Below are 22849 nucleotides of genomic sequence, written 5' to 3'. Positions count from 1 at the left end.
GTTCCCGAAGCAGGGAGCGGCTGCCAGCTGTTTTCTGGGAAACGCCGCGCGACTGGGCTGACGCTGGCGGCCTAACGCTCGAGTCCGCCTTGCCGCGGCGGCTGCCCTGCCGCGTGCTTTCCATGCGCGCTGCGCGTTTCCGGTGCTGCGTGACCGGCCCAGGTGGCCCATTCCTTCACGTTGATGGTGGGCCTTGCCAGTAAGTGGCCTTGGCCGGCGGCCACTGCCAGCCGGGTCAGGACCGCAAGCTCGGCAGGGGTTTCGATTCCCACTGCAGCCAGGGCCGCTCCTGTCCGGCGTCCGAATTCGACGAGGTCGGCCACCAGGTACTGACTGCTTGGGTCGGCGTCGATACCTGCGACCAGGCCGCGGCCGATTTTGATGACGTCGGGCCGAAGGGAACGGATGTGGCGCATTGAGGCAGCATTCGTGCCGGCCTCATCCACCGCCAGCCCCATGCCGGATCTGCGCAGCGGAGTCAGAACATCCAGCAGCGGGTCCAGTTCGCCGGGCTGCAGCGGTTCGGTGAGTTCCAGCATGATCCGGGACAGTTCCAGGGGTGCGTGTTCCAGGAATCCCGGCAACCGCGGATCCAGGCATACTGCCGGGGAGAGGTTCAGGGCCACAACCACGTGGTGCGGCAGATCCTGCGCAGCGGCAACAGCCGTCTGCAGCGCTGAGAACTCCAGGTCCGCGCCCAGCCCGGCGGCGGCGGCATTCCTGAACCAGGAACCTGCGCTCTGGCCGTCCTGCTCCCACACAAACCGCGTCAGGGCTTCTGCGCCGATGACACCACCGCGGCCGAGATCGTGGATGGGCTGGAAAGCCGTGACGAGCATGCCACCGTGCAGAACCGCCTCGATAGCGGCCTGTCCGTGACCTTCGGCTTCGTTGGACAGGCCGGCGGGATCCGCAGCCTGTTTGCCGGCATTGGGCCGCTTGCTGGCCTGCCGCGCCAGCGAGCGGGTGAAGACCAGGTGCTCGTGGAGTGCTGCCTCCGGGTTTCCGGGATGCGCTGCCACATGCTCCCGCAGCCGGTCCCGGGCTTCGGCGCCGTCAGGATCCGTGCCCGCCAGGACGGCGTCGATGATTTCGTAAGCCTGCTCCCGCATCAGCGGAACCTCTGAACCAGGCCGGTTGTCGCCTGGCCAACTGTCATCGGCGGGAAACGGGAAATCAACCAATGGCACTCCTCTGGGTTCCGGCCTGGCGGCCGAGGGCTGGGGTTCCCGGAGGCGGGTCATCTTCCCCCGTTGTGCCCCTGCAGGCATCATAAGGGCACGTCAACTGGCTTTACATATCTGTGAAAAGAATTTCACGATGCCGTAAAGAACAATGCCTGCGCCCTACGCCTAGCGCTGCCGATGTCCTTAGCCAATGAGCTGCCGCCAGAACTCATCCACGCGTGCATTCCAGACGTCCGGGATCTCCTGGAAGGGCTGGTGGGATTCCTCCGGCATCACCTCGAATTGCGCGGCCGGTATGCGGCGGGCAACGGCCTCACCCAGTTCCGGCCGGCTCATCGGGTCCACCCCGCCAGCGAGGACCAAGGTGGGCGCTTTGATCTGCCCCAACCGGCTTGCCGTCTCGTGGACCACGAACGCGTCCAGGAACTTCAGGAAGTCCCCGGTGGATTGCTGGTACGGGAATGCGAGCGCGTCATCGATGATTTGGCTGACCATTCCGCTGTTGTGAGCCCGTGGCGTATAGACCAGCAGGAAGAAGAACTCCAGGAACGCGCGTTCGTCCGGTGCCAGCGTGGCCTGCCAGTGAATGGACCGGCAGAGCGACTTCATGTACTCATCCATCGCGGGCCAGGTGCTCTGCAGCACCAGGCTTCGCACCAGCCCTGGATGCCGCAGGGCCAACTCCTGGGCGATGATGCTGCCGCCGGAGAACCCTGCCACATGCGCCGGGGAGATGCTGAGGCCCCGCAGCACTGCGGCCGCATCGTCCGCCATCGCCGCAACTGTGGGCTGCCCCTCCGGCATGGAAGTGCGCCCCGCACCCCGGTTATCAAACGCTGTCATCCGGTACCGGTCGGCTAGCCCGTCCAGCTGGAACTGCCAGGACTCAACAGTGTCCCCCAGCCCGCCGATCAGCAGCACATCCGGCCCCTCGCCGACCTGTTCCGTCCAGATTTCCAGGTCCCCGGCCTGTACATACCGCCCCATTACGGCACTCCTATCCCCTTCGGCCGCCGGCTGAACGGCATTCGTAATCTACTCTCCCCTGCGTGGGCCGCCTAGCCCGGAAACGGCACTGGCTAGACTGTGACCGTGCCGTCCACCCAGCCTTCGCCGTCCGGTTCCGACCCACGCAGGAGCCGGTTCGCCGAAAAGCTCCTGCCCGGTGGCACAGAGCCGGACCCGCGGTTCACCCTGGCCAACGAGCGCACGTTCCTGGCGTGGATCCGCACCTCCCTGGCACTCCTCGCCGGCGGCATTGCGGTGGAGGCCTTCACCACCGATGTCTTCCCGGAGCCCGTCCGCCGCGGACTGGCCGTCCTGCTCCTTCTGCTGGGCATGCTGCTCAGCGCCGGCTCCGCCATCCGCTGGCTGCGGGTGGAGGCCAGCCTCCGCTCGAAGCGTCCCCTGCCGCTGCCCCTGATCGGCCCGCTGCTCGCCGCAGGCTGCGCCGTCGCGGCAGGCGTGGTGATCGCCGTCGTCGTTCTTGCCTGACCCATGCCCGAAAACCCGACCACCGCTCCCCTGCCTGACGACGGCCCCCTCCACGGTGACCCGGGGCTCCAGCCCGAGCGCACCGCGCTCGCCTGGGGCCGGACGGTCCTGACGCTGATTGCCGCGAGCGCTATCTGCTTGCGGTGGATCCCGGAGCAGGGGCCGTTCGTGCTGGCCATGTTCGGCCTTACCGTCGCAGCAGGCACCGCCATTTATCTCACACAGCGGCGGCGCTACCGGCGGAGCGCTGAGGGGATCAGGCAGGGGCACCTGGTGCCGAGCATCCCAGCCGTCCTGTGGACTGCCCTAGCGTGCTTTGCGCTGGGAGCGATCGGGGTGTGGCTGGTGCTGTCCTAAGCTGTTTGGCTAACTCGACCGGGATTTCTGCACGCCGAATCACCGGGTTACCGTCTTCTCTTTGGTGATTACAGAGCCTATGGTCGCGAAGTACGACGGGATATCCGGCGCAACAACCTTTTGAACCCCGAGGGTTACGGTGCCTTTAACAGCGACCGGCCGGCTCTTTGTACCTCTCGACGATACAAAGCGCATGCCCGCTGACATGGATGTGGACTTTGCGGAAGTCGTGGTGGCTGGAGCGGTAGCCCGGAAGGACACGTTGACCGTCATCGGCAGAACTGCCGGGTTGTCGGGGTCGGCAAAGTCCGTGAATTCCATCGACATCTTTAGATGCCCTCTGGCCAGGGCGTCCCGGACACGCAGATCCAGGGTATCCGTCTCCGCAAAACCGTTAGTCAGTGTTGTGAGTGTGCAGATATCAGTCTGCGTGACAGACACAACACCCAGCTTCTCGGACGCCGCCGATCCGCGGACCGTGAAGACGCTGCCGAACATGCTGACCCTCGTCTGGATGCAGCCGTCCGTCCGGTCGAATTCCGCGGTCAGCCCCTCCCCTTTCGTGACGGTTTTCGTGGTGACCGGCCGCTCCGACGCGGTGCTTGGCGCGGCGGTGGCGAGCTGGACGCAGAGGGTTCCGGCCAGCGCCAGGACTCCGAGTGCTGTCTTCTTCATGGCACCTCTCCTGTCGTAGGGCCGCGACTTCACAAGCTCACAGGAGCGTATGCGCGCAAGGTTGGGAAAACAGTGGAACCGCCGACGGCCCTCTCCCGCGCGGCCCTGGTTGCTCTACACTCGAAGCCAGACACGCACCCCCAACGACGGGAGGCCCACTATGCGGCGCAATCGTGTTGTTATCGCCATAGCGGCAGCTGTCCTCCTTGGCGCCGCCGGTCTCTGGGTCGCCTACCTCGTCTTCGGCGGCGGGAACAACAGCGGGCGGCCCGAGCCAACTACGACTATCGCTGGACCGGCTCCCACCCAGACCGCCGTCCACAAGGGTGACGTGAGGATCGCTGCTGTCGGCGACATGAACGGTCCGAGGACAACTGATCCGGACAGCCCCTCGGGACGGAACGGTGCGGCCATCACCAAGCTGGTGGAGAACAACGAGATTGACGCGTTCATGGGGCTCGGGGACTTCCAGTACGACACCGCGTACTGCAAGGACTACGTGGACTACTGGACGCCGCTTTGGGGTGGAACGAAACCCAAGTTGTACTGGGTATCCGCACCCAACCATGACTGGGAACCCGGGCGGAACGAAGACCTCGATAACTTCATGAACGGCCAGTGCCCGGGCAACGCGGACAAGGCCGCAATCAACAAGGAGCGCGGGTTCATCAGGAACGGGAAACCGTACTCGAAGGACTTCGGGAACTGGCACTTCGCCTTCCTGTCGTCCGCGCACTGGCGGTACAACCAGGGAGAGGCCCGGGCGTTGACGAAGTGGCTGGATGACGACCTCGCCGCGGCGAAGGCGGCGGGTAAGCACTTGGCGGTCGTGTACCACGAGCCCTACTTCACGTCGAACACGAAGTCACATGAACGGGCCGCCGAGCACAAACCATGGATTGACGTGATGTGGAAGCACCGGGTGCGGCTCACCCTGTCCGGCTCACAGCACAATTACGAACGCTCATGCCCGGTGAACAACGAGGACAAGTGCGTCGAGGACGGCATGACGGCGTTCCAGGTTTCCACGGGAGGCATCGGTCTCCGGCCATTCACCAGCGATCCGCCGTACATCGAGAAGCGGTTCAGCGACACTCACGGCTTCCTCCGGATGACGCTCCGGCCCGACGGGTCCTTCGACTGGAGGTTCGTTCCGACGTCGGGCTCGCAAACGGACGAAGGTTCGCGTTCCGCTCCCTAGCAAGGCCCTACTTGGCGACGGTCCGCAAAACCTGCCGGGCCACCAATCGGTCGATTCCTGGCACGCGGGTCGCCCGGATGACCGCCCGCCGGACGAAGCGCTGGGTGCGGTTGGCGGGGAGGAATGTTGAGGCAGCCCGCCTCCCGGACGCCTGCGCTGTGGCGACCACCGGCCGCCAGCGCTGCTCAAACGCTTCCAGCGCCGGCGCGATCCCCTGCGGGGAGTCCACCGGGCCGAGGACTTGGCCAAGGAGCGTGGCCCCGGCAACCGCGAGTGATCCGCCCTGGCCGGCAAGGAGGGAAACCGCGCCGCAGGCATCGCCCACCAGTACCGCATGCCCCTTGTGCCAGGAAGGCATGACGATCTGGGCGACGACGTCGTCGTACGGATGCTCCGGACAGAGCTCCAGAAGCCTGTCCATGTGGGTTCCCAGATCGCTGAATTCGCGGCTGAGCCGTTCCTGGGTTGTCCGTATTCCTGCGTCCGGCAAAGGCCCGTCCCGGTAGACGAGGAATGCTGCCACCTCGTCGGCCCGGAGCCCGTAGATCCCGGCCGTCCGGCCGATGCTGTCGGTCAGCACGAACCGGTTCCGAAAGCGCTCATTGAGGCCGGCATCGGTGACCACGAACGCGGCGGCGCGCATGCCCAAGGGACGCAGGTAGGCACTTTCCGGGCCGAACACGCCGGCGCGCACCTCGGAGTGGATGCCGTCGGCCCCGATGAGGACGTCGCCGTCCAGCACGGTGTTCCCTGGGCCGCTGCCCGACACATGCCCGCCGTCGTCATCGGTCCACGCGCGGGAAACCCGTGTGCCGTAGCGGACCCGTACGCGGCCCGGCGGGACGTCGTCGAGTGCGGCCAGCGCAGCCTGTTCCATGTCGGGGCGCATGAGCGTCAGGACCTTTCCGCCGGCAAGGCGGGAAAACTTCGCATAGTCCAGGCGTGCAGTGGCTCGCCCCGCCTCGTCGACGTATTCGGCCGCCTCCACGCGGTACGCGGCCGCCGCCAGCCGTGCGTAGAGCCCGATCGCCTCGGCCGCCTCCACCCCGGGGCCAAAGAAATCCATCATGTAACCGTCCGGACGGGGTCCGTCCGACTTTTCCAGAACCAGGACGTCCCAGCCCGCAAGGCCCAATTGCCGGGCCACGACGAGCCCGGCGATGCCCGCCCCGACCACGATGGCCTTCATGGCCGGCCGTTACGCCCGGGGATGTCCACTGGACTCGCGGGGAATGAGGGTGGGCATGGACCTGCTCACCCGCGGCTCCTTGTCCGGATCGATGATGAGATCGATGGCGGTCCTGGCGATCTGGGCCAGCGGAACCCGGACCGAGGTCAGCGGGGTAGGAAGCCGGGACGCCAGGGGGATGTCGTTGTATCCGACCAGCGACAGGTCCCCTCCGATGCTCAGCCGGTAGCGGTGGGCAGCGGCCATGATGCCCATGGCGATGTTGTCGTTCGCGGCGAAAATCGCAGTGGGGCGTTCCGCGGCGTTTCCGCTCAGCAGCGACTCTCCGGCGGAGAAGCCGTTTTCGATGCCGTAGCCGGCGGCGAGGCTCCACTTTTCCGGCAGTTCAATGCCGGCTTCCTGCATGGCCCTCCGGGCGCCCGCCAAACGTGCATTCGCTGTGGACGTGAAGGACGGCCCCGTGACGACGGCGATGTCCCGGTGCCCGAGATCAATCAGGTGCCGCACGGCCAGGTAACCGCCGGTATCGTCGTCTCCCAGTGCGGACGGACTGACCCCGTCTGTGCGAAGCACTAGTACGTGGGCCACCCGGCGCTGGCGCAGGAGGCGGGGCAGCTCGTCATCCAGGCGGGCGGTGGCCAGGATCAGACCGTCCACGTTGCGGTCCAGCAGGGTTTCGGCGGCGCGCCGCTCGTCGTCCGGCTCGTCTCCGCTGGTGGCGACCATGGCAAAGTAGCCGCGGTCCGCGGCGGCGCGTTCCAGCTCTTCGAACATCAGGGCCATCACCGTGTCGCTCAGGCGCGGCACCAGGACGCCCAGGGTGCGTGTCTCGCCCCGGCGCAGGCTCGAGGCAAACGAGTTGCGGCGGTAGCCGAGTTCCTCCGCGACCTTGCGGACGTGCGCGGCGGCAGCGGACCTGGAAGCTGTGCCGCGTTCGTCGAGTGCGCGGCTGGCGGTGGAGATGCTCACTCCACTGGCCGCGGCAACGTCCTTAAGGGTGACGTTCGCGGCTGCGCCGGCGGGTTCCATAGCGATGCTCCTCTGCAGGGATTGTCCTGAAAGACACTCTATTTCCTCGCGGATGAAAACGTTCTCTTGACAGTGAGCTGGACCACGTTGCAAACTTGAAAACGTTCCCGCAAACGTTTTCACAAACCGTGGGACTGCCGACCATTCAAGAAGACAAGAAGGTAGCTGTAATGACACTAGATCTCCGCGGCCTCAGCCCCGCTCCCGTCACCCCGTTCACCGAAGATGGCGCTGTCGACTTTGCTGCGATCCAGCGTCTGGGTTCGTGGCTCGGATCGATTGAGGGCGTGAAGAGCCTGGTCGTCCTGGGGCACGCCGGCGAAGGCACGTTCCTTACCGAAGAGGAGCAGCTGGACGTTATCCGCGCGTTCGTGGCCTCGACCGACGGCCGCGTACCGGTCGTGGCGGGCATCACGAAGGAGGGCAACAAGACCGCGGCCCTCGAGGCCAAGAAGGCAGTCGAAGCCGGCGCGTCAGCTGGCCTGGTCTACCCCTCGCACGGGTGGCTGCGCTTCGGATACCAGAAGGGTGCCCCGCAGTCGCGCTACCAGGAGATCTACGAAGAGTCCGGCCTGCCGCTGATCCTCTTCCAGTACCCCGACAACACCAAGGCCACCTACGACCTCGACACTCAGCTGGAGATCGCCGGCCAGGAGGGCGTCTTCGCCACGAAGAACGGTGTCCGGAACATGCGCCGGTGGTACACCGAGATCCCCGCGCTGCGCGCCGCATACCCCGAACTGCAGATCCTGTCCTGCCATGACGAGTACCTGCTGCCGACCATGTTCGATGTCGACGGTCTGCTCGTCGGCTACGGCAACATCGCCCCCGAACTGCTCGTCGAACTGATCGAAGCCGGCAAAGCGCAGGACTACAAGCGTGCCCACGCAATTCATCAGCGGCTGCTGCCGGTGACCCAGAACGTTTACCACCGCGGGTCCCACATGGAGGGCACCGTCGCCTTGAAGTGGGGCCTGGTGAACCGCGGCATCCTGGACCACGCCACCGTGCGCACCCCGCTCCTGCCCCTGCCCGAGGGAGCCGACACCGAAATCGCGGAAGCCTTCGCCGCCGCAAACATCGGCAAGGTCACCACCACCGCTGCCGTCTGATCCCCGGCCCCACAGGGCAACCACGGATCCTTACGGGTGGCGGGCACAGCCCGCCACCCGTACCAAACTCTTTACTCTCCACCCCGGTCAACGACGACCCCAGCACCGTTGCTGCATAAGGAGGACTCGCCGATGCGCGAGCAGAATAAGACCATCACCCGCACAGGTCACAGGGAAGAACAGATGGCAACCCAGCAAGGAAACCAGCCCGCCACCACCACACCAAAGCGCCGCACCTTCCTGGGCTACCTGGCCCTGATGGGCCCGGCCTTCGTCGTCGGCGCCTGGCAGTTCGGCCCCGGCAACCTCACCACCGCCGTCCAGGCCGGCAGCCGCTTCGACTACACCCTCGTCTGGGTCATCGCCGTGTCCACCGTCCTGATGATCTTCTTCACCGACATGAGCGTCCGGCTCGGCATCGCCACCCCGGCCTCCCTGATCACCTCCATCAAAGACCACCTCGGCAAATGGGTCGGGGTGCTGGCAGGCTTCGGGGTCTTCGGCATCACCCTCATGTTCTCCGTCGGCAACGCCGTCGGGTCCGGGCTCGGCCTGTCCCTGGTCTTCGGCGGCTCCCCCGTCCTCTGGACGATCGTCTGCACCATCGCCGTCGGCATCGTCCTGGCCTTCCGCAACGTTTACGGCATCGTCGAAAAAGCCCTCCTGGTCATCGTCGTCCTCATGGGGCTTGCCTTCATCGCCAGCACCGTCGTCGCCCAGCCCGACTGGTACCGCGCCCTCGAAGGCGCCGTCCCGACTCTCCCGGCCGGCAGCGAAATCCTCGTCGTCGCCCTGGTCGGCACCAACTTCTCCATCAACGCCGCCTTCTACACCTCCTACGGCATCAAAGAACACCGCCGCACCCGCGCCGACTACCGCGACATCACCCTCGCCGACACCATCCCCGGTATCATCGCCCCCGGCATCATGACCGCCCTGGTCATCATGGTCGCCGCCGCCGTCCTCGGAAAAACCGGCGCCGAAGCAGGCACCATCAACGCCCTTGCCTCCATCTTCACGCCTCTCGCCGGCCCCGTCGGGGCGATGGTCTTCGCCCTCGGACTCTCCGGAGCAGCGTTCTCCTCCATGATCGCCAACGCCACCGCCGGCGGCACCATGCTCTCGGACGCCCTCGGCCGCGGCGCCAAAGCGGGATCACCCGTGGCTCGGATCTTCACCGGCGTCATCCTGGCCTTCGGCCTGATCATCACCCTGGCCTTCCAGTCCTCACCAGTCGGCCTGATCGTCATCGCACAGTCCCTCACAGTCCTCATCGCACCTCTGCTGGGCGTTCTGATCGTCGTCATGGCCAACAGGGCCTCCCTTATGGGGGACCTGCGTAACAAGTGGTGGCAGAACCTTTTCGCCGCCATCGGCCTGATCGCCATCATCGCCTCTTCCATCCGCCTTATCACCACGCTCGTCGGATAGCTGCCGATCAGCTGCGAGTCGGCACTGCTCTTCAGCCGAGGCCTGCCGATTTACCAATAAGGGCCGTTTGGCTTCACGAATTACCAATAAGGGCCGCTTGACTTCACCGAATTACCCAAAAGCGCCGCTTGACTTCACTGAATTACCCAAAAGGGCCGCTTGGCTTCACCGAATTACCGAAAAGGGCCGCCTAACTCGCTTGCTGGGCGGCCTTTTTTGGCGAAAGGGGCGAGCGCCAGCCGGAAAGCTCACCGGAACCGCCGCTGGTTGAGCCTGTCGAAACCTCGTGGCCGGTGGTCGCGAGTAGGCACTGCTCTTCAGCCGAGGCCTGCCGATTTACCAATAAGGGCCCCGTGGCTTCGCCCATTTACCAATAAGGGCCGCTTGACTTCACCGAATTACCCAAAAGGGCCGCCTAACTCGCTTGCTGGGCGGCCTTTTTTGGCGAAAGGGGCGAGCGCCAGCTGGACCGGGCTGATTCCGGCACCTCAACCACGGGACGGCACCTCAATCACCGGGATTTCAGGACCTGGTGGCATGGCCGAGGATGTGCGCCACGGGAGGGGTCAGGGCCTGGACGGAGAAGCCGAACCGCTGGTTGTCCTGAATGGTGAATCCGGCCGCGGTGATGGCACCGAGGGTGTCCCGGTTAATGTGGCATCCTCCGGCAATGCGCTTCCATGCCGGGGTGAGAAGGTCTTCGACGACGGCCAGGACGGGGCGCTCGGAGCGGACATGCTCGTAGTAGGCAAGGGTCCCGCCGGGGCGCAGGACGCGCCGGATCTCCGCGAGCGCGGCAGCCTGGTCAGTGACGCTGCACAGCACAAGGCTGGCGACGACGGCATCAGCACTGCCGTCGTCGGCCGGGATACGCTCGGCCGCGGCAGCCCTCACCGTCACCGGCACGGCGGCCTCGGCGGCGCGGTCCAGGGCGAGGCTTCTGAGGTAGTCGTCGGGCTCGAGGGCCAGAACATGGGTGACTGCCGACGGGTAGAGCGCAAAGGCCGATCCGTCACCGGCGCCGATCTCAATGACCGTCCCGTGCAGGCCGGCCAGCACGCGGCGGCGGTTTTCGGTGGCGCCGCGGCGGTTCATCTGCCCGACCGCCCGCGCGTAGGCCCGGGCGAAGCGCGGATGCTGGAGCCGTTTCAACGCGTCGCTGCCATCCCCTGCACTGTCCATGCCGTTCACTCCTTCCGCAGCATCGCTTCCATCTCGTCGATCAGCCCGTCCACTCCGGGCGAAGCCTTGATGGCGGCCCCGATCCGCTGGCTCCCGGCCCGGTACCGCCCGTCGCCCAGGACCTTCCGTACGGCATCCCGGATCGCCTCCGGTTTGGGCCGTCCCGTTTTGAGGTTAAGTCCGACGCCGGCCCAGGCCACCCGGGCAGCCCCCTCCGGTTTGTCCTCGGTGTCCCCGGCGACCACGATGGGCACGCCGTTTTCCATGGCGTAGTGGAGGCCGCCGTAGCCGCCGTTCGTGACGTAAACGGCGACCTTCGGCATGAGCTCCGCGTCCGGCAGGAACTCCGCGGCGCGGGCATTGGCCGGAAGCGGCGGAAGCGCCGACAGCGGACGGCGTCCGGTGCTGACCACGACGGTGACGTCCTCCCCCGCAAGGCCCTCCAGCGCAGGGCCCACCAGGGCGGTGAAGTCCTCGTTGGAGACGGTCCCCTGCGTCACGTAGACCACCGGGCGGGAGCCGTCCAGTTCACCCCACCAGTCCGGCTTCGGGGTCACCGATGCCGAGGCGGCGTGCCGGGCCATGGGTCCGAAGAAGCGGAGGGTGTCCGGGGCATCCGAGCGCGGGTACTCAAACTCCTCCACAGTGAACTGGGCATAGAGGTCGGCGTTGCGTGCCCAGTCGAGGAAGAAGTCGCCGTTCAGGCCCACCCCGCCCAGCTCGCGCATCCGCCGGTCCACCTGCCGCTGCGTGTCCTTGAGCGCGACGTTGGCCACGAGCCAGTTCAGCGTCCTGTTCCGCAGGCGGGACACCGGCCCGGTCCCGGGCGGCAGCCCGAGCCCGAAGGGTGCGCAGTCCGGGCTGGACAGGGTCAGGGGCAGGATGCCGCAGGCGATGACCGGCGGGCGGCTGGCCCGGGGCTGACGGGTGAGGATGGAGGCCGCCATGAAGCTGATCTCCGCGAGGACGGCGTCCGTGTGCTCGGCGGCAATGGCGGCCGTGAGCGGCACGTACTGGCCCTCGGCCGGGTCGATGATCAGCATCTTCACGCCGTCGCGGATCGCCTGCAGCCCGGTCGCATTGCTGTTTTGCGGCTGCCCGTCCGCGCCCGGCCCCAGAGCCAGGAACTCGGCGCCGCTGGCCTTGACCGCGTCCTCGTATTTGGGGCCGGTCAGGAACCTCACCTTGTGTCCGCGGTCCATCAGCTGCCGGGCCACTCCGAGCATGGGCGATACGTGGCCGTCGTGCGGCCCGCTGCAAACGATGACTGAAGCCATGGGTGGAGCTTAGGGCCTGTGACCCTTCAGGAACAGAGGCGGGACTCCTGCGCCCTGCGGCGCAAGATGCGGCCAGCGCTCCCGCAGCTACGGTCGCCTCCAGCCCGACGCTCCCGCAGCTATGGGCGCCTCCAGCCCGACGCTCCCTCAGCTTTAGCCGCCTCCAGCCCGACGCTCCCTCACGTGCAGCTGCGAGCATTTGGTCGCGGGCGATAGGAAGTGAGGAAGCGTTGGCGTGCAGGCGACAGGAGATGAGGAAGCGTTGGCGTGCAGGCGACAGGATCTGAGGACGCGTCGGAAACTCTTGACGGATATACCCCCTGGGGGTATCTTGATCGTGTTGTCAGTGAAGTGGTATGTCCAGGGGATTACCTCCCCGTCACAGCCGTTCAACCCCAGCGCAACCATCCGTCACAGTGGAATGGAGCTGACAAATCATGAAAGACCACACCGCACACTTCGCACCGCACGAGGCAACAGCCGAACACGCGGAGCACAGCGCAACCGCCGCCCCGACACCTGCCCAGGCCGCCGGCGTCGGACACGGTTCACACATGGAACAGGGTCCGCATGCGGGACACAACACCCACGACGACGACCACGTGGTCCACACCCACGGCCAGCACGCCGGGCACAGCACGGCGATGTTCAAGAACAGGTTCTGGCTGACCCTGGCCCTGTCCGTTCCCGTGGTCTATTTCAGCCCGATGTTCGCCCACCTGCTGGGCTACATGCCGCCCCACTTCCCCGGATCCGCGTGGATCCCGCCGATCCTGGGCACCGTCATCTTCCTCTACGGCGGCCAGCCCTTCCTCAGGGGCGGCCTGCATGAGCTGAAGGCCCGCCGCCCGGGCATGATGCTGCTGATCGGCATGGCCATCAGCGTGGCGTTCGTTGCTTCATGGGTGACCAGTCTGGGCATCGGCGGCTTCGACCTCGATTTCTGGTGGGAGCTGGCCCTGCTGGTGGCCATCATGCTTCTGGGCCACTGGATCGAGATGCGCGCCCTCGGATCAGCACAGGGAGCGCTTGACGCCCTGGCCGCGCTGCTGCCGGACGTGGCCGAGCGCATCACCGACGCCGGCACCGAAACCGTCAGCGTCTCTGAGCTCCGGGCCGGGGACCTGGTGCTGGTCCGCTCCGGGGCGCGGATGCCCGCCGACGGCACGGTGACCGAGGGGCGCGCCGAGTTCGACGAGTCGATGATCACCGGCGAATCCAAGACGGTGCCCCGTTCCCCCGGGGACACGGTCGTTGCCGGCACGGTTGCCACGGACAACTCGGTCCGGGTCCGCATCACCGCCGTCGGGGACGATACCGCCCTGGCCGGCATCCAGCGCCTCGTGGCCGAGGCCCAGGCTTCATCGTCCAGGGCCCAAGCCCTCGCGGACCGGGCCGCTGCCTTCCTCTTCTACTTCGCCGCCGGCGCCGGCGTCATCACCTTCATCGTCTGGACCCTGCTGGGCAGCGTTCCTGAGGCCGTCACCCGCACGGTCACCGTCCTGGTCATCGCCTGCCCGCACGCCCTGGGCCTGGCCATCCCGCTGGTCATCGCCATCTCCACCGAGCAGGCTGCCCGTGCCGGCGTGCTGATCAAGAACCGCATGGCGCTGGAGCGGATGCGGACCGTCGACGTCGTTCTCTTCGACAAGACCGGCACGCTCACTAAGGGCGAGCCGGAAGTACGTGACATTGCAGAGGCCGACGGCGGGGGCCGGGTTGAGCTGCTGGCGCTGGCTGCCGCTGTGGAAGCGGACAGCGAACATCCTGTGGCGCGCGCGATCGTGCGGGCGGCCAGTGAACAGGGCCTTTCCGTTCCTTCCGCCACGGGTTTCAGTTCGATGACGGGCCGGGGCGTGAGTGCCCAAGTGGACGGCCGGACGGTGCAGGTGGGCGGCCCTTCCCTGCTGCGGGAACTCGCGGTCACCGAACCCGCGGAGCTCGCGGCAACCACCGGAGCCTGGATGGACCGCGGCGCGGCCGTGCTGCACGTGCTGGCCGACGGCCGGGTGCTCGGCGCCGTCAGCCTCGAAGACGCTGTCCGGACAGAGTCGCGGCAGGCCGTCGCGGCCCTGCAGGACCGGGGCATCAAGGTGGCCATGATCACCGGCGACGCCCGGCAGGTGGCCCAGGCCGTGGCGGCCGAGCTGAACATCGACGAGGTCTTCGCCGAGGTCCTGCCCGCGGACAAGGACAAGAAGGTCACTGAACTGCAGAACCGCGGCCTGAAGGTGGCGATGGTCGGTGACGGCGTCAATGACTCGCCCGCCCTGGCCCGGGCTGAAGTGGGCATCGCGATCGGTGCCGGGACCGACGTCGCCATGGAATCCGCTGGCGTGGTGCTGGCCGGCAACGACCCCCGGGCCGTGCTGTCCATGGTGGATCTGTCCCGCGCAAGCTACCGGAAGATGTGGCAGAACCTGGTCTGGGCGACGGGCTACAACGTCATCTCCGTCCCGCTGGCGGCGGGCGTGCTCGCCTTCGCCGGCATCATGCTCTCCCCCGCGGCCGGTGCCGTGCTCATGTCGGTGTCCACCATCGTCGTCGCACTTAACGCCCAGCTGCTGCGCCGGGTGAAACTGAACCCGGCCCAGGTTCGTTGACCCCTGGGATTAAACGTCATCTACCCGGCGGCCATCGCCGGGTAGCCTTAAGGGACATACCTGCTACCGGACTTTTCCGGCACGGAAGGAGGAACCGTCGTGACTGCAGCCCGCAGCCTCGCCTCAGTGTTCCTGCACCGTGCCGGGATGTTCTCCCTGGTGTTAGCCCTGATCGCCGGCATTTTCGGCATGCACGTGATGAGTGGCCACCACAGCATGCACTCGGTGAGTGCGGTGACGGGCACGGAATCCATCGGGCAGTCCGGCCACCTGCACCACGCGCATGCGGCAGGCGAAGCCGCCGCTGTCACCGCAGGTGCTGCTGACACAGGTCAAGAAATTCCCGCTGCCGCCGGCTGCCCGGACGGGGACTGCAGCGGTGCACAGGCGATGACCGTCTCCTGCATCCCGGCGGGCAAGACAGGCTCACTGGCCGCGCCGATGCCGGGAACGGCCGTGTTTGCCGCAGCACTTGTCCGGGCCGGCCCGGCCGGACAGGTGAGCGGGCGCAGCGCCCATAAGCCCGCCACGCCCACGCCTTGCGAACTGTCCATCAGCCGGACGTAAAACAGGACCCGCCGGGAAACATCCCGGCGCAAGCACCACAAGCGCGGCGCGTGCCGCGCCTTCACGCGCTGACTGAAGCGCGCCAACCCCTCTCCGGCGCCCGGCGCCGATAGAACGCTTGAAGGACCTGATCTAAATGAACAAGAAATTTCTGACCCTTTCCACGGCAGCCTTCGCGGCGGCGATCGCCCTGGCCGGCTGCGGCGGCGGATCCGGCGGCGGCACCGCCACCACCGGTACGGACACCTCCACGCCGGCCACCACATCCGCAACTGCGCCGACTGGCGCTGCAACCGTCGCCGCGGAACACAACGCGGCGGACACGATGTTCGCGCAGATGATGATCCCCCACCACGCCCAGGCCGTGAAGATGAGCGACATGATGCTCGCTAAGAAGGATATTCCGGCGAACGTCACGGCCCTGGCGGAGAAGATCAAGGCCGCCCAGGCCCCGGAGATTGAAATGATGACCGGCTGGCTCAAGAGCTGGAACGAACCCACTGCAGCGCCCGGCGGACACGGCATGTCCACCCACGGCTCGGGCTCGTCCACTCACGGCTCTGGCTCGGGCTCGGGCATGGGCTCCGGCATGGGGTCCGGGATGATGAGCGACGACGACATGAAGAAACTCGACGCCGCACAGGGCACGGAAGCCGCGAAGCTGTTCCTGACCCAGATGACCGCCCACCACCAGGGCGCCATCATGATGGCCAAGACCGAGGAAAGCACCGGACAGAACCCCGACGCCGTTGCCCTGGCGAAGGCCATCATCACCGCCCAGGAGAAGGAAATCCAGGAGATGAAGGACCTGCTGGCCACTCTCTGACCGGCTTTCGGGCGGGCCGGATGCCGGCTCACCATACCTCGCCCCCTGCCGGCACCGGCGGCCAAGTGCCGCCGGTGCCGGGTCCGTCCACATCACTTTTTGGAGCATCGCCTTGCCTTTTCCCCCCACCGTCCGGGCCCGTCGGGTGCCCGCCCTGGCCGCCGCCGTCGTCCTCTTCACGCTTTCGGTTCCGGCCTGCGCCGCCCCGGAGCCGGCCGCCACAAGTCCGGCGGGTGCCGCCACGCACAGCCATGGTCCGGCCCTCCCCAGCGCGCACATCCACGGCCTGGCCGTTAACCCGGATACCGGACAGGTGCTCATGGCCACCCACGACGGCCTGTTCGACGCCACGAAGCGGCCCGCCGCCAAAATCGGCGGGACCAACGACCTCATGGGTTTCACTCCCGGGAAAGAGCAGGGCGTGTTCTACGCTTCCGGCCATCCCGGCGAGGGTTCCAGCCTGCCCAATCCGCTGGGACTCATCCGGTCACGGGACGGCGGAAAAACGTGGGAGCTGCTCTCCCGCCAGGGAGAGTCCGACTTCCATGCCCTCACCAGCACCAAATCCGGGATCGTCGCCTATGACGGCACCCTGCGTGTCAGCCCGGACGGCAAGGCATGGACGAGCGTGAAGGCGGCGTTCGCACCCGCAGTCCTGGCAGGGCATCCGGACAGTGACACCGTCCTCGCCACCACCGGCGACGGCGTGCAGCGTTCAACCGACGGCGGCGCCACATGGACGCTGAACAGCGCCGCACCGGTGATCCAGTTTGCCGGGTTCGCGAGCCCCGGCGAGGCCGCCGGCATAGAACCGGACGGCACCGTCCACGTCTCGGCCGACGGCGGAGCCACCTGGACCAGGACAGGCCGCGTTGACGGCGGGGTCCAGGCCATGTCCGTCCTTAAGGGCCAGAAGGGGAAGCCCTGGATCTGGGCCGCCACGGACAGCGGGATCGTCGTTTCCACGGACGGTGGGGTCACGTTCCGGCCCGCGGACGCGGACTGACGCCGCGCCTGAGCCTTCCGTTCCAACCGAAGATCCTCCCCAACCGAGGAAGGGCAGACAGCAGGAACCTGGCGGGTCTATGGTGGCGTCATCAATGGCAGGCACGGACACCACCGACAGGAGCAGATCATGACGCACCACATCACCGCGATGCTCAAGGCCCACCCCGGAGGCACCGGTTCCGAAGACAAGGAAAAGCTCGCCGCGTGCATTGCCGCCTGCTTCCAGTGCGCCCAGGCCTGTACCGCCTGCGCCGATTCCTGCCTGGCCGAGGAGACGGTGGCTGACCTGACCCGGTGCATCCGCACCGATCTGGACTGTGCCGACATCTGCGCCGCGACCGGTGCCATAGTCACCCGTCAGACCGGTGACAGCTCCGCGATCGTCCGGTCCATGCTCGAGGCCTGCCGAACCGCCTGCGCTGTTTGCGCTGCCGAATGCGAAAAGCACGCGCACATGCACGAACACTGCAGGATCTGCGCCGAAGCCTGCCGGCGCTGTGAAGAAGCCTGCGCCGCGCTCCTGGAGTCACTCAGCTAGGCGTCCTACTTGAGGACCCGCCTCAGTCCTCGAAGTGGGCCGCTGCCACCGGTGCGCCGGAAACCCCCGCGACAATCTCCTCGGCGAGGGCATGCAGCTTCTGGTTCCGTGTGCTGGAGCCGCGCCGCAGGATCTCAAAGGCCTGGTCGTGGGAGCAGCGGTTCTGGGCCATGATGATGCCGCAGGCCAGGTCGATCGCGGTCCGGCTTTCCATGGCTGCCCTGAGGTTTTCGGCGAGCTGGTCGGCGGCGGCGATCCGCAGCGCCAGATGCAGTGCCTGCCCGGCCACGACGGCGAAGACCTCGGCGTCGGCAATGGCGTCCTCAGTGAACAGGCCGCTGGCCGGGGCGAAAAAGTTCAGGACCGCGGACGCGTCCGGCCCCAGTGTGAGCGGGATGCCCAGAACGCTCCGGCACCCGGCCGCCTCGAGACTCTCGCGGTACTGCGGCCAGCGCGGATCGGTGGCGACATCAGCGACGAGCACCGGGGCACCCGTCCGAAGCGCGTCCTCGCAGGGCCCCTGGCCCAGGTGCTGTTCGATTTCGTCCAGCATGACTGCCTCATTACTGCTGCCCGCAATCGACGCCCTGCGCTTGCGCCGGTTCAGCGTCACGGCGCATTCAATCCGGTGGCCGGTGGAACGCGTCATCATGGCGGCAGCGAAACCAGTCATCCCGTCCAGGAAGCCCCTGATGTCCGCGGTATTGGCGATCAGGGCATGCAGCTGCTCGAAATCGTCCGACTGATCGGCAGTACTCATGACCTCCAAGTTAGGAGCAGCGGGACAGTCGGACAAGACCGTCCTTCACCCCATTATCTGTGCCAAAACTTCAGGCGCATCGGCGGGCGCGGACAACAACGTCGTGCAGATTCACCTCGCGCCCGCCGTTGCCCAGGGTCCTGCTCACCTCGTCGGCGGTGACCACGTCCCAGACGGCGGGGTCGAGCCGGGCCGTGATCGCTGCGGCGGTGGCGGTCGCCTTGGCCGGCGGATGGTCCTGGTGGGCGCGTTCGTCGTCATGGCTGTGCCCGTGGCCCTGGTCGCGGTGGCCGACGATGAACAGGGTGCCGCCGGGCGCGACCCACGAGGCGATGCGGTCGTAGAAGTCGAGCTGGGGCATCGTGGGGTGGGCATAGTGCGTGGTCACGAGGTCGAAGGTGCGGCCCGGTTCCCAGGTCTCCAGGTCGGCTTCGGTCCACTGCACGCGTCCGCTGACCTCCGGATTTTCCGTGGCGGACGCATGGGCGCTGGCCCGGTTCAGGGCTGCGGCAGAGATGTCCGCCGCGGTCACCTGCCAGCCCCGGGACGCCAGCCAGATTGCCTCGGCGCCGGTGCCGCATCCGGCATCGAGCGCGGAGCCTGCGGCGAGCCCACCGACCTCACGGAGCAGATGGGGGTTCACCGCGTTCCGGGCCTCGAAGCCTGGACCCTCCTGCCAGTGCTGCTCCCAGTAGTCCTTGTCGAACGAGTGCGTAGGCGTGTGGTCATGGTCGGGTGCCGGGGAACCAACCTTGGTGACGTGCCCTGCGACGGCCCGGTCGGCGTCGTCCGTGACCATAAGGGCATTGATGTGCTGGGCAGCCCGGGCACCGGCCGCAGCGGCGGCGCCCACCTGGGCGCTCAGGTCGGAGGAGTTGCCGGCCGCCCAGACACCCGGCACCGAGGTGGCACCGAACTCGTCGGTCTCGATGAACGCGCCGGCCGGGTGCACGGTGGCCTGGATCCCGATGCCGGCGAACAGTTCGGAGCGCGCCACCATGCGAGGCGCCACTACGACCACCTCGACGTCGACAACTGTCCCGTCAGCCAGGAGAACGCCCGTGATCTGGTCGTCCTTAACCTCGACGGCGGCGACGCGGCCGGTGATGACCGCGATTCCCAGAGCGTCGAACCTGGCCCGATCACCGGCGTCGAGCCCGTGGTCCTGGGCAAAGAAGGTGACCTGGTCACTGAGCTGCCGGAACATGAGTGCCTGGTGGACCGACATGGGCCCGGACGCGATCACGCCGATCCGGCGGTCCCGGACCTCCCAGCCATGGCAGTACGGGCAGTGCAGGACGTCCCGGCCCCACCGCTCGCGCACCCCGGGGATGTCCGGCAGCTCGTCGACCAGGCCGGTGGCGATCAGCAGCCGGTGCCCGTGGAGCACGTCGCCGCTGCGCAGAGTCACCGTGAACCCGTGCGGTGCGTGCGAAACGTCGGTGACCTCCCCGTCCACGATGCCGGCGCCGTAGCAGCGGGCCTCCTCCCGGCCGCGGGACAGCAGCTCGAGCGGGCTCATCCCGTCACGGCCCAGCAGTCCGTGGACACCGTCGGCGGGGGCGTTGCGCGGCGACCCCGCGTCCACCACCACCACGCTCCGCCGCGACCGGGCGAGCATCATGGCCGCACTCAGCCCCGCCGCACCGCCGCCCACGACAATCACGTCCTGCATCTCTTTGACTTGGCTGTTCATCAGTCCTCCACGTTGTCCGCTCCTGCGCCTTATTGACAATGATTCCCAGGAAGGGCGAAGATCGGCAAAGATATTTGCCAAACGGAAAAGGACACCTGATGGACGGCTCCATCGACCGGACGCTCGATGCCCTCGGCCCGCGCCTGAAGCGCCTGCGCCAGCGCCGCGACCTTTCGCTCACGGACCTTGCCAGCGAGACGGGGATTTCGGTCAGCACCCTGTCCAGGCTCGAGTCCGGGCTGCGGCGGCCGACCCTGGAACAGCTGCTCCCTCTGGCGCGCGCCCACGGCCTGACCATCGACGAGCTTGTGGACGCTCCGCCCACCGGGAACCCGCGCATCAACCTGCGCCCCATCCCCTCCGGCGACGGCTCGGTGATCCTCCCCCTGACCCGCCGCCCCGGCGGCATCCAGGCCTACAAAATCGTCAAGCCCGCCGGCGACGACAACGCCGAACCCGAGCTTCGGACGCACGAGGGGTATGACTGGGTGTACGTCCTCAACGGAACGCTCCGGCTGGTCCTCGCCGAGCACGACCTGCTGCTCAAGGCGGGCGAAGCCGCGGAATTCGACACACGGACCCCGCACTGGTTCGGTGCCACCAGCGATGGCCCGGTGGAGTTCCTCAGCCTGTTCGGCCGGCAGGGCGAGCGGGCCCACCTCCGGGCCGCCCCGCGCGACCCGAAGGCGAGTGCCGCTGACGACTGACTGGAAACCACTGTGGTGCTTGGAGTTTTTGTCCAGCTGTCACGACTTCGGGGGCGTTTATCCCCCATTATCTGGACAAAAACTCCTAACGTTGGGCGGCGTACGACGACGGCCGGCCACCCTGGGGGAAGGTGACCGGCCGCCGTCGTCCGCTTCCGGCCGCCCTGCACGGCGCCCGGAAGGTGCCAGGTAAAGCTAGGAAAGGCCCGTCTGGGTGACCTGGTTCAGGTTGAAGCCGACGCTGCCGAAGTTGTAGGACTTGCCGACGTCGGAGCGGCCCGTGGTGGAGGACAGGAACTCGAACGTGATGGTGGCGGTGACCGTCGCGGATGTCTTCAGGGGGTTGTTGACCGGAGTGCCGCCGACTGTCAGTGCGGGAGCCGTGATGGCGACGTTGTCGGCGTTGAAGCCGTTCTCCGCACCGGTGCCGGCGGCGGTGATGGTGGCGGCCATCTTGTCACCGGTCAGGGTGACGGTCAGGTTCTGGGTGTAGGTGAGCTTGTCGCCGGGGACAACCTTGTAGGTGTTGATGTTGATCGTGGTGCCGGCGCGGTCCTTCCAGACGCCGGCGGCTGCGGCGACGTTCAGGTCGCCGGCGACGATGGTGCCCGGGGTGCCGGTATCGGAGGCGTTCCAGGAGGCCAGGGTTCCGCCGCCGCCCAGCAGCAGTGCCGCACCAACGGTGATGGCGGCGGTTCCCTTGATCAGAGCGCTGTTCTTCATGATGAGACCCTTCAAATCTTGTGAGCAGATGTTCTGGGAAGAACATTGCAGGGGCAAACTCAGGTATCCATGCCGCAAAAGGTCAAGAATCAGTCAAGAAAAACAGCCTGCTGATGAGTGGTATCTTGAGTCACCGCCCCGTTCGGGTGGTGACACCAATTTGGCACCTGCCGCGTGCACCGATGCGCGCTGCGGACACCCGTGCAACAGGAAGCTGGGGCTTGTATGCGCTTTTTGAAGAATCTTCGCGTGCCGAAGAAACTGCTCTCTTCGAAGAAACTGCGCGCCGGAAGCGGTGCGCTGGCCGTTGCCGCAATGCTGGCCGTGACAACAGCGGGTCCGGCCGGTGCGGTCACCGGTGACTACGTCAAGGACAACGAGCATCCGTTCGTTGGCCTCATTGTGTTCTACGGCCCCGGCGGCGGGTTCCACCACCGGTGCTCGGGCTCCCTGCTCACGCCCACGGTGCTCCTCACAGCCGGGCACTGCACCGCCGGCGCTTCCTCAGCCCGGGTGTACTTCCAGCAGGATGCCGGCGTGGACTGGAGCCCGGAAACCGGGACAGATCCGGACACCGGATATCCGGGCAGCTGCGCGAAGGGGACGCTGGGAACCCAGTGCGCCACCTCCTCCGAGATGTACAACTACGGCTACATCAGCATGGCGGCAGTCCCCGAAACCAAGGACGCCGGCCTGGTGATCCTGGACCAGCCGATCATGCTCGACGAGTACGCCCGGCTCGCCGCACCGGGGACCCTGGACGCGCTGGCCACGAAGCGCGGGCAGCAGGACACAACCTTTACCTCCAGCGGCTACGGCATTTCCGCGGCCGGGCCGGGCGGCGAGACCTCGTTCCGGGAACGGCTCATGGCCCAGTCCAGGCTGACCAACCTGACCAGCTCCAGCACCGACGGCTACAACGTCCAGACCAATGGCAACGGCAACGGCCTCGGCGGCACCTGCACCGCTGACTCCGGCGGCCCGCTGTTCTACGGCACAGCCGAGTCCAACACCATCACCGGCATTACGTCGTTCAACCACAACCGGTACTGCAACGGAACGAACTTCTCCTACCGCACCGACCGGCAGGACGTGATCGACTGGATCGCCGCCACCACCGGAAGCGAGTTCGCCCAGATCGCCTTCGCCCCCGCCGCCGGCTGACCCTTTCCCGGGCAGAACCAGGCGGATCCGCCCCGTTCAGGGGACAAACTTCACCACCCGCCGTCGGACGCGTTCGACGGCGGGTGCCCGCCCGCCGTCGACCGTTCACCTTCGCAGCGCCCG

At 67.0% G+C, this 22849-nt stretch carries 22 protein-coding genes; 12 read left to right on the top strand and 10 right to left on the bottom strand.

Features of this window, described 5'->3' with window-relative positions; translation table 11 throughout:
- Positions 1 to 71: 71 nt before the first annotated feature.
- Both ACFTR6_RS08795 and ACFTR6_RS08790 read right to left on the bottom strand, forming a co-directional pair.
- Positions 72 to 1112, bottom strand: coding sequence for an EAL domain-containing protein (locus tag ACFTR6_RS08795; RefSeq protein WP_377957617.1), 1041 nt, complete (start codon positions 1110 to 1112; stop codon positions 72 to 74).
- Positions 1113 to 1370: 258 nt separating this feature from the next.
- The gene (locus ACFTR6_RS08790; protein WP_377957616.1) at positions 1371 to 2174 is read right to left on the bottom strand and encodes an alpha/beta fold hydrolase; all 804 of its coding nucleotides are present in this window, start codon (positions 2172 to 2174) and stop codon (positions 1371 to 1373) included.
- Between the two features lie 105 nt (positions 2175 to 2279).
- Here ACFTR6_RS08790 and ACFTR6_RS08785 point away from each other — a divergent pair, with 105 nt between their 5' ends.
- Both ACFTR6_RS08785 and ACFTR6_RS08780 read left to right on the top strand, forming a co-directional pair.
- A complete protein-coding gene (locus ACFTR6_RS08785; RefSeq protein WP_377957615.1) occupies positions 2280 to 2681 on the top strand; it encodes a YidH family protein in 402 nt (133 codons plus the stop codon).
- A 3-nt stretch (positions 2682 to 2684) separates the two neighbouring features.
- The gene (locus ACFTR6_RS08780) at positions 2685 to 3038 is read left to right on the top strand and encodes a DUF202 domain-containing protein (protein ID WP_377957614.1); all 354 of its coding nucleotides are present in this window, start codon (positions 2685 to 2687) and stop codon (positions 3036 to 3038) included.
- 39 nt (positions 3039 to 3077) lie between these two features.
- On the opposite strand, the gene ACFTR6_RS08775 is transcribed toward ACFTR6_RS08780, so the two are convergent.
- Positions 3078 to 3713 (bottom strand): hypothetical protein, encoded by a 636-nt coding sequence (locus ACFTR6_RS08775; RefSeq protein ID WP_377957613.1) that lies wholly within the window; start codon positions 3711 to 3713, stop codon positions 3078 to 3080.
- A 160-nt stretch (positions 3714 to 3873) separates the two neighbouring features.
- On the opposite strand from ACFTR6_RS08775, the gene ACFTR6_RS08770 reads away from it, so the two are divergent.
- A complete protein-coding gene (locus tag ACFTR6_RS08770; protein WP_377957612.1) occupies positions 3874 to 4914 on the top strand; it encodes a hypothetical protein in 1041 nt (346 codons plus the stop codon).
- 7 nt (positions 4915 to 4921) lie between these two features.
- Here the strand turns inward: ACFTR6_RS08770 and ACFTR6_RS08765 are convergent, their stop codons facing one another.
- The gene (locus tag ACFTR6_RS08765) at positions 4922 to 6103 is read right to left on the bottom strand and encodes an FAD-dependent monooxygenase (RefSeq protein ID WP_377957611.1); all 1182 of its coding nucleotides are present in this window, start codon (positions 6101 to 6103) and stop codon (positions 4922 to 4924) included.
- Between the two features lie 9 nt (positions 6104 to 6112).
- The gene (locus ACFTR6_RS08760) at positions 6113 to 7132 is read right to left on the bottom strand and encodes a LacI family DNA-binding transcriptional regulator (RefSeq protein WP_377957610.1); all 1020 of its coding nucleotides are present in this window, start codon (positions 7130 to 7132) and stop codon (positions 6113 to 6115) included.
- A gap of 170 nt (positions 7133 to 7302) precedes the next feature.
- Between ACFTR6_RS08760 and ACFTR6_RS08755 the strand changes: the two genes are divergently transcribed.
- Both ACFTR6_RS08755 and ACFTR6_RS08750 read left to right on the top strand, forming a co-directional pair.
- Positions 7303 to 8244: a dihydrodipicolinate synthase family protein gene (locus ACFTR6_RS08755; RefSeq protein WP_377957609.1), complete on the top strand. Its 942-nt coding sequence runs from the start codon at positions 7303 to 7305 to the stop codon at positions 8242 to 8244.
- A gap of 132 nt (positions 8245 to 8376) precedes the next feature.
- Positions 8377 to 9675 carry an Nramp family divalent metal transporter gene (locus tag ACFTR6_RS08750; protein WP_377957608.1) on the top strand — a complete coding sequence of 433 codons (1299 nt, stop codon included), beginning with the start codon at positions 8377 to 8379 and terminating at the stop codon, positions 9673 to 9675.
- A 522-nt stretch (positions 9676 to 10197) separates the two neighbouring features.
- On the opposite strand, the gene ACFTR6_RS08745 is transcribed toward ACFTR6_RS08750, so the two are convergent.
- Both ACFTR6_RS08745 and ACFTR6_RS08740 read right to left on the bottom strand, forming a co-directional pair.
- Entirely contained in the window at positions 10198 to 10857 is a 660-nt protein-coding gene (locus ACFTR6_RS08745) for a class I SAM-dependent methyltransferase (protein ID WP_377957607.1), read from the bottom strand.
- Positions 10858 to 10862: 5 nt separating this feature from the next.
- Positions 10863 to 12134 carry a glycosyltransferase gene (locus ACFTR6_RS08740; RefSeq protein WP_377957606.1) on the bottom strand — a complete coding sequence of 424 codons (1272 nt, stop codon included), beginning with the start codon at positions 12132 to 12134 and terminating at the stop codon, positions 10863 to 10865.
- Positions 12135 to 12571: 437 nt separating this feature from the next.
- Between ACFTR6_RS08740 and ACFTR6_RS08735 the strand changes: the two genes are divergently transcribed.
- The 5 genes from ACFTR6_RS08735 to ACFTR6_RS08715 all read left to right on the top strand — a co-directional run bounded on the left by ACFTR6_RS08735 (position 12572) and on the right by ACFTR6_RS08715 (position 17676).
- Positions 12572 to 14737, top strand: a complete 2166-nt coding sequence (locus ACFTR6_RS08735; protein WP_377957605.1) for a copper-translocating P-type ATPase — start codon at positions 12572 to 12574, stop codon at positions 14735 to 14737.
- A 99-nt stretch (positions 14738 to 14836) separates the two neighbouring features.
- On the top strand, positions 14837 to 15304 hold the full coding sequence (locus ACFTR6_RS08730; RefSeq protein ID WP_377957604.1) for a hypothetical protein: 468 nt from the start codon (positions 14837 to 14839) through the stop codon (positions 15302 to 15304).
- A gap of 136 nt (positions 15305 to 15440) precedes the next feature.
- On the top strand, positions 15441 to 16130 hold the full coding sequence (locus tag ACFTR6_RS08725) for a DUF305 domain-containing protein (protein WP_377957603.1): 690 nt from the start codon (positions 15441 to 15443) through the stop codon (positions 16128 to 16130).
- A gap of 112 nt (positions 16131 to 16242) precedes the next feature.
- Entirely contained in the window at positions 16243 to 17136 is an 894-nt protein-coding gene (locus ACFTR6_RS08720) for a F510_1955 family glycosylhydrolase (RefSeq protein ID WP_087874745.1), read from the top strand.
- 129 nt (positions 17137 to 17265) lie between these two features.
- Entirely contained in the window at positions 17266 to 17676 is a 411-nt protein-coding gene (locus tag ACFTR6_RS08715) for a four-helix bundle copper-binding protein (RefSeq protein ID WP_377957602.1), read from the top strand.
- A gap of 22 nt (positions 17677 to 17698) precedes the next feature.
- Here the strand turns inward: ACFTR6_RS08715 and ACFTR6_RS08710 are convergent, their stop codons facing one another.
- Together ACFTR6_RS08710 and ACFTR6_RS08705 are read right to left on the bottom strand one after the other, a co-directional pair.
- Complete coding sequence (locus tag ACFTR6_RS08710) at positions 17699 to 18436, bottom strand: GAF and ANTAR domain-containing protein (RefSeq protein ID WP_377957601.1); 738 nt, start codon at positions 18434 to 18436, stop codon at positions 17699 to 17701.
- Positions 18437 to 18506: 70 nt separating this feature from the next.
- The gene (locus ACFTR6_RS08705) at positions 18507 to 20132 is read right to left on the bottom strand and encodes an FAD-dependent oxidoreductase (RefSeq protein WP_377957600.1); all 1626 of its coding nucleotides are present in this window, start codon (positions 20130 to 20132) and stop codon (positions 18507 to 18509) included.
- A gap of 98 nt (positions 20133 to 20230) precedes the next feature.
- Between ACFTR6_RS08705 and ACFTR6_RS08700 the strand changes: the two genes are divergently transcribed.
- The gene (locus ACFTR6_RS08700; RefSeq protein ID WP_377957599.1) at positions 20231 to 20839 is read left to right on the top strand and encodes a helix-turn-helix domain-containing protein; all 609 of its coding nucleotides are present in this window, start codon (positions 20231 to 20233) and stop codon (positions 20837 to 20839) included.
- 195 nt (positions 20840 to 21034) lie between these two features.
- On the opposite strand, the gene ACFTR6_RS08695 is transcribed toward ACFTR6_RS08700, so the two are convergent.
- On the bottom strand, positions 21035 to 21562 hold the full coding sequence (locus ACFTR6_RS08695; protein WP_377957598.1) for an alternate-type signal peptide domain-containing protein: 528 nt from the start codon (positions 21560 to 21562) through the stop codon (positions 21035 to 21037).
- Positions 21563 to 21811: 249 nt separating this feature from the next.
- Here ACFTR6_RS08695 and ACFTR6_RS08690 point away from each other — a divergent pair, with 249 nt between their 5' ends.
- Complete coding sequence (locus ACFTR6_RS08690) at positions 21812 to 22726, top strand: trypsin-like serine protease (RefSeq protein WP_377957597.1); 915 nt, start codon at positions 21812 to 21814, stop codon at positions 22724 to 22726.
- Positions 22727 to 22849: the final 123 nt, after the last annotated feature.

Origin of the sequence: Arthrobacter sp. NPDC057009 (assembly GCF_042673905.1) — a bacterium.
Classification (GTDB): domain Bacteria; phylum Actinomycetota; class Actinomycetes; order Actinomycetales; family Micrococcaceae; genus Arthrobacter.
Note: the sequence above shows the minus strand (reverse complement) of the source record. Positions and strands in the feature narration are given on the sequence as shown.

Bases quoted from the DNA above. Each gene is read 5' to 3' on its own strand.
- ACFTR6_RS08795 (WP_377957617.1), bottom strand. From the start codon at position 1,112: ATGCGGGAGCAGGCTTACGAAATCATCGACGCCGTCCTGGCGGGCACG.
- ACFTR6_RS08790 (WP_377957616.1), bottom strand. From the start codon at position 2,174: ATGGGGCGGTATGTACAGGCCGGGGACCTGGAAATCTGGACGGAACAG.
- ACFTR6_RS08780 (WP_377957614.1), top strand. From the start codon at position 2,685: ATGCCCGAAAACCCGACCACCGCTCCCCTGCCTGACGACGGCCCCCTC.
- ACFTR6_RS08775 (WP_377957613.1), bottom strand. From the start codon at position 3,713: ATGAAGAAGACAGCACTCGGAGTCCTGGCGCTGGCCGGAACCCTCTGC.
- ACFTR6_RS08770 (WP_377957612.1), top strand. From the start codon at position 3,874: ATGCGGCGCAATCGTGTTGTTATCGCCATAGCGGCAGCTGTCCTCCTT.
- ACFTR6_RS08765 (WP_377957611.1), bottom strand. From the start codon at position 6,103: ATGAAGGCCATCGTGGTCGGGGCGGGCATCGCCGGGCTCGTCGTGGCC.
- ACFTR6_RS08760 (WP_377957610.1), bottom strand. From the start codon at position 7,132: ATGGAACCCGCCGGCGCAGCCGCGAACGTCACCCTTAAGGACGTTGCC.
- ACFTR6_RS08755 (WP_377957609.1), top strand. From the start codon at position 7,303: ATGACACTAGATCTCCGCGGCCTCAGCCCCGCTCCCGTCACCCCGTTC.
- ACFTR6_RS08750 (WP_377957608.1), top strand. From the start codon at position 8,377: ATGCGCGAGCAGAATAAGACCATCACCCGCACAGGTCACAGGGAAGAA.
- ACFTR6_RS08745 (WP_377957607.1), bottom strand. From the start codon at position 10,857: ATGGACAGTGCAGGGGATGGCAGCGACGCGTTGAAACGGCTCCAGCAT.
- ACFTR6_RS08740 (WP_377957606.1), bottom strand. From the start codon at position 12,134: ATGGCTTCAGTCATCGTTTGCAGCGGGCCGCACGACGGCCACGTATCG.
- ACFTR6_RS08735 (WP_377957605.1), top strand. From the start codon at position 12,572: ATGAAAGACCACACCGCACACTTCGCACCGCACGAGGCAACAGCCGAA.
- ACFTR6_RS08725 (WP_377957603.1), top strand. From the start codon at position 15,441: ATGAACAAGAAATTTCTGACCCTTTCCACGGCAGCCTTCGCGGCGGCG.
- ACFTR6_RS08715 (WP_377957602.1), top strand. From the start codon at position 17,266: ATGACGCACCACATCACCGCGATGCTCAAGGCCCACCCCGGAGGCACC.
- ACFTR6_RS08710 (WP_377957601.1), bottom strand. From the start codon at position 18,436: ATGAGTACTGCCGATCAGTCGGACGATTTCGAGCAGCTGCATGCCCTG.
- ACFTR6_RS08705 (WP_377957600.1), bottom strand. From the start codon at position 20,132: ATGAACAGCCAAGTCAAAGAGATGCAGGACGTGATTGTCGTGGGCGGC.
- ACFTR6_RS08700 (WP_377957599.1), top strand. From the start codon at position 20,231: ATGGACGGCTCCATCGACCGGACGCTCGATGCCCTCGGCCCGCGCCTG.
- ACFTR6_RS08695 (WP_377957598.1), bottom strand. From the start codon at position 21,562: ATGAAGAACAGCGCTCTGATCAAGGGAACCGCCGCCATCACCGTTGGT.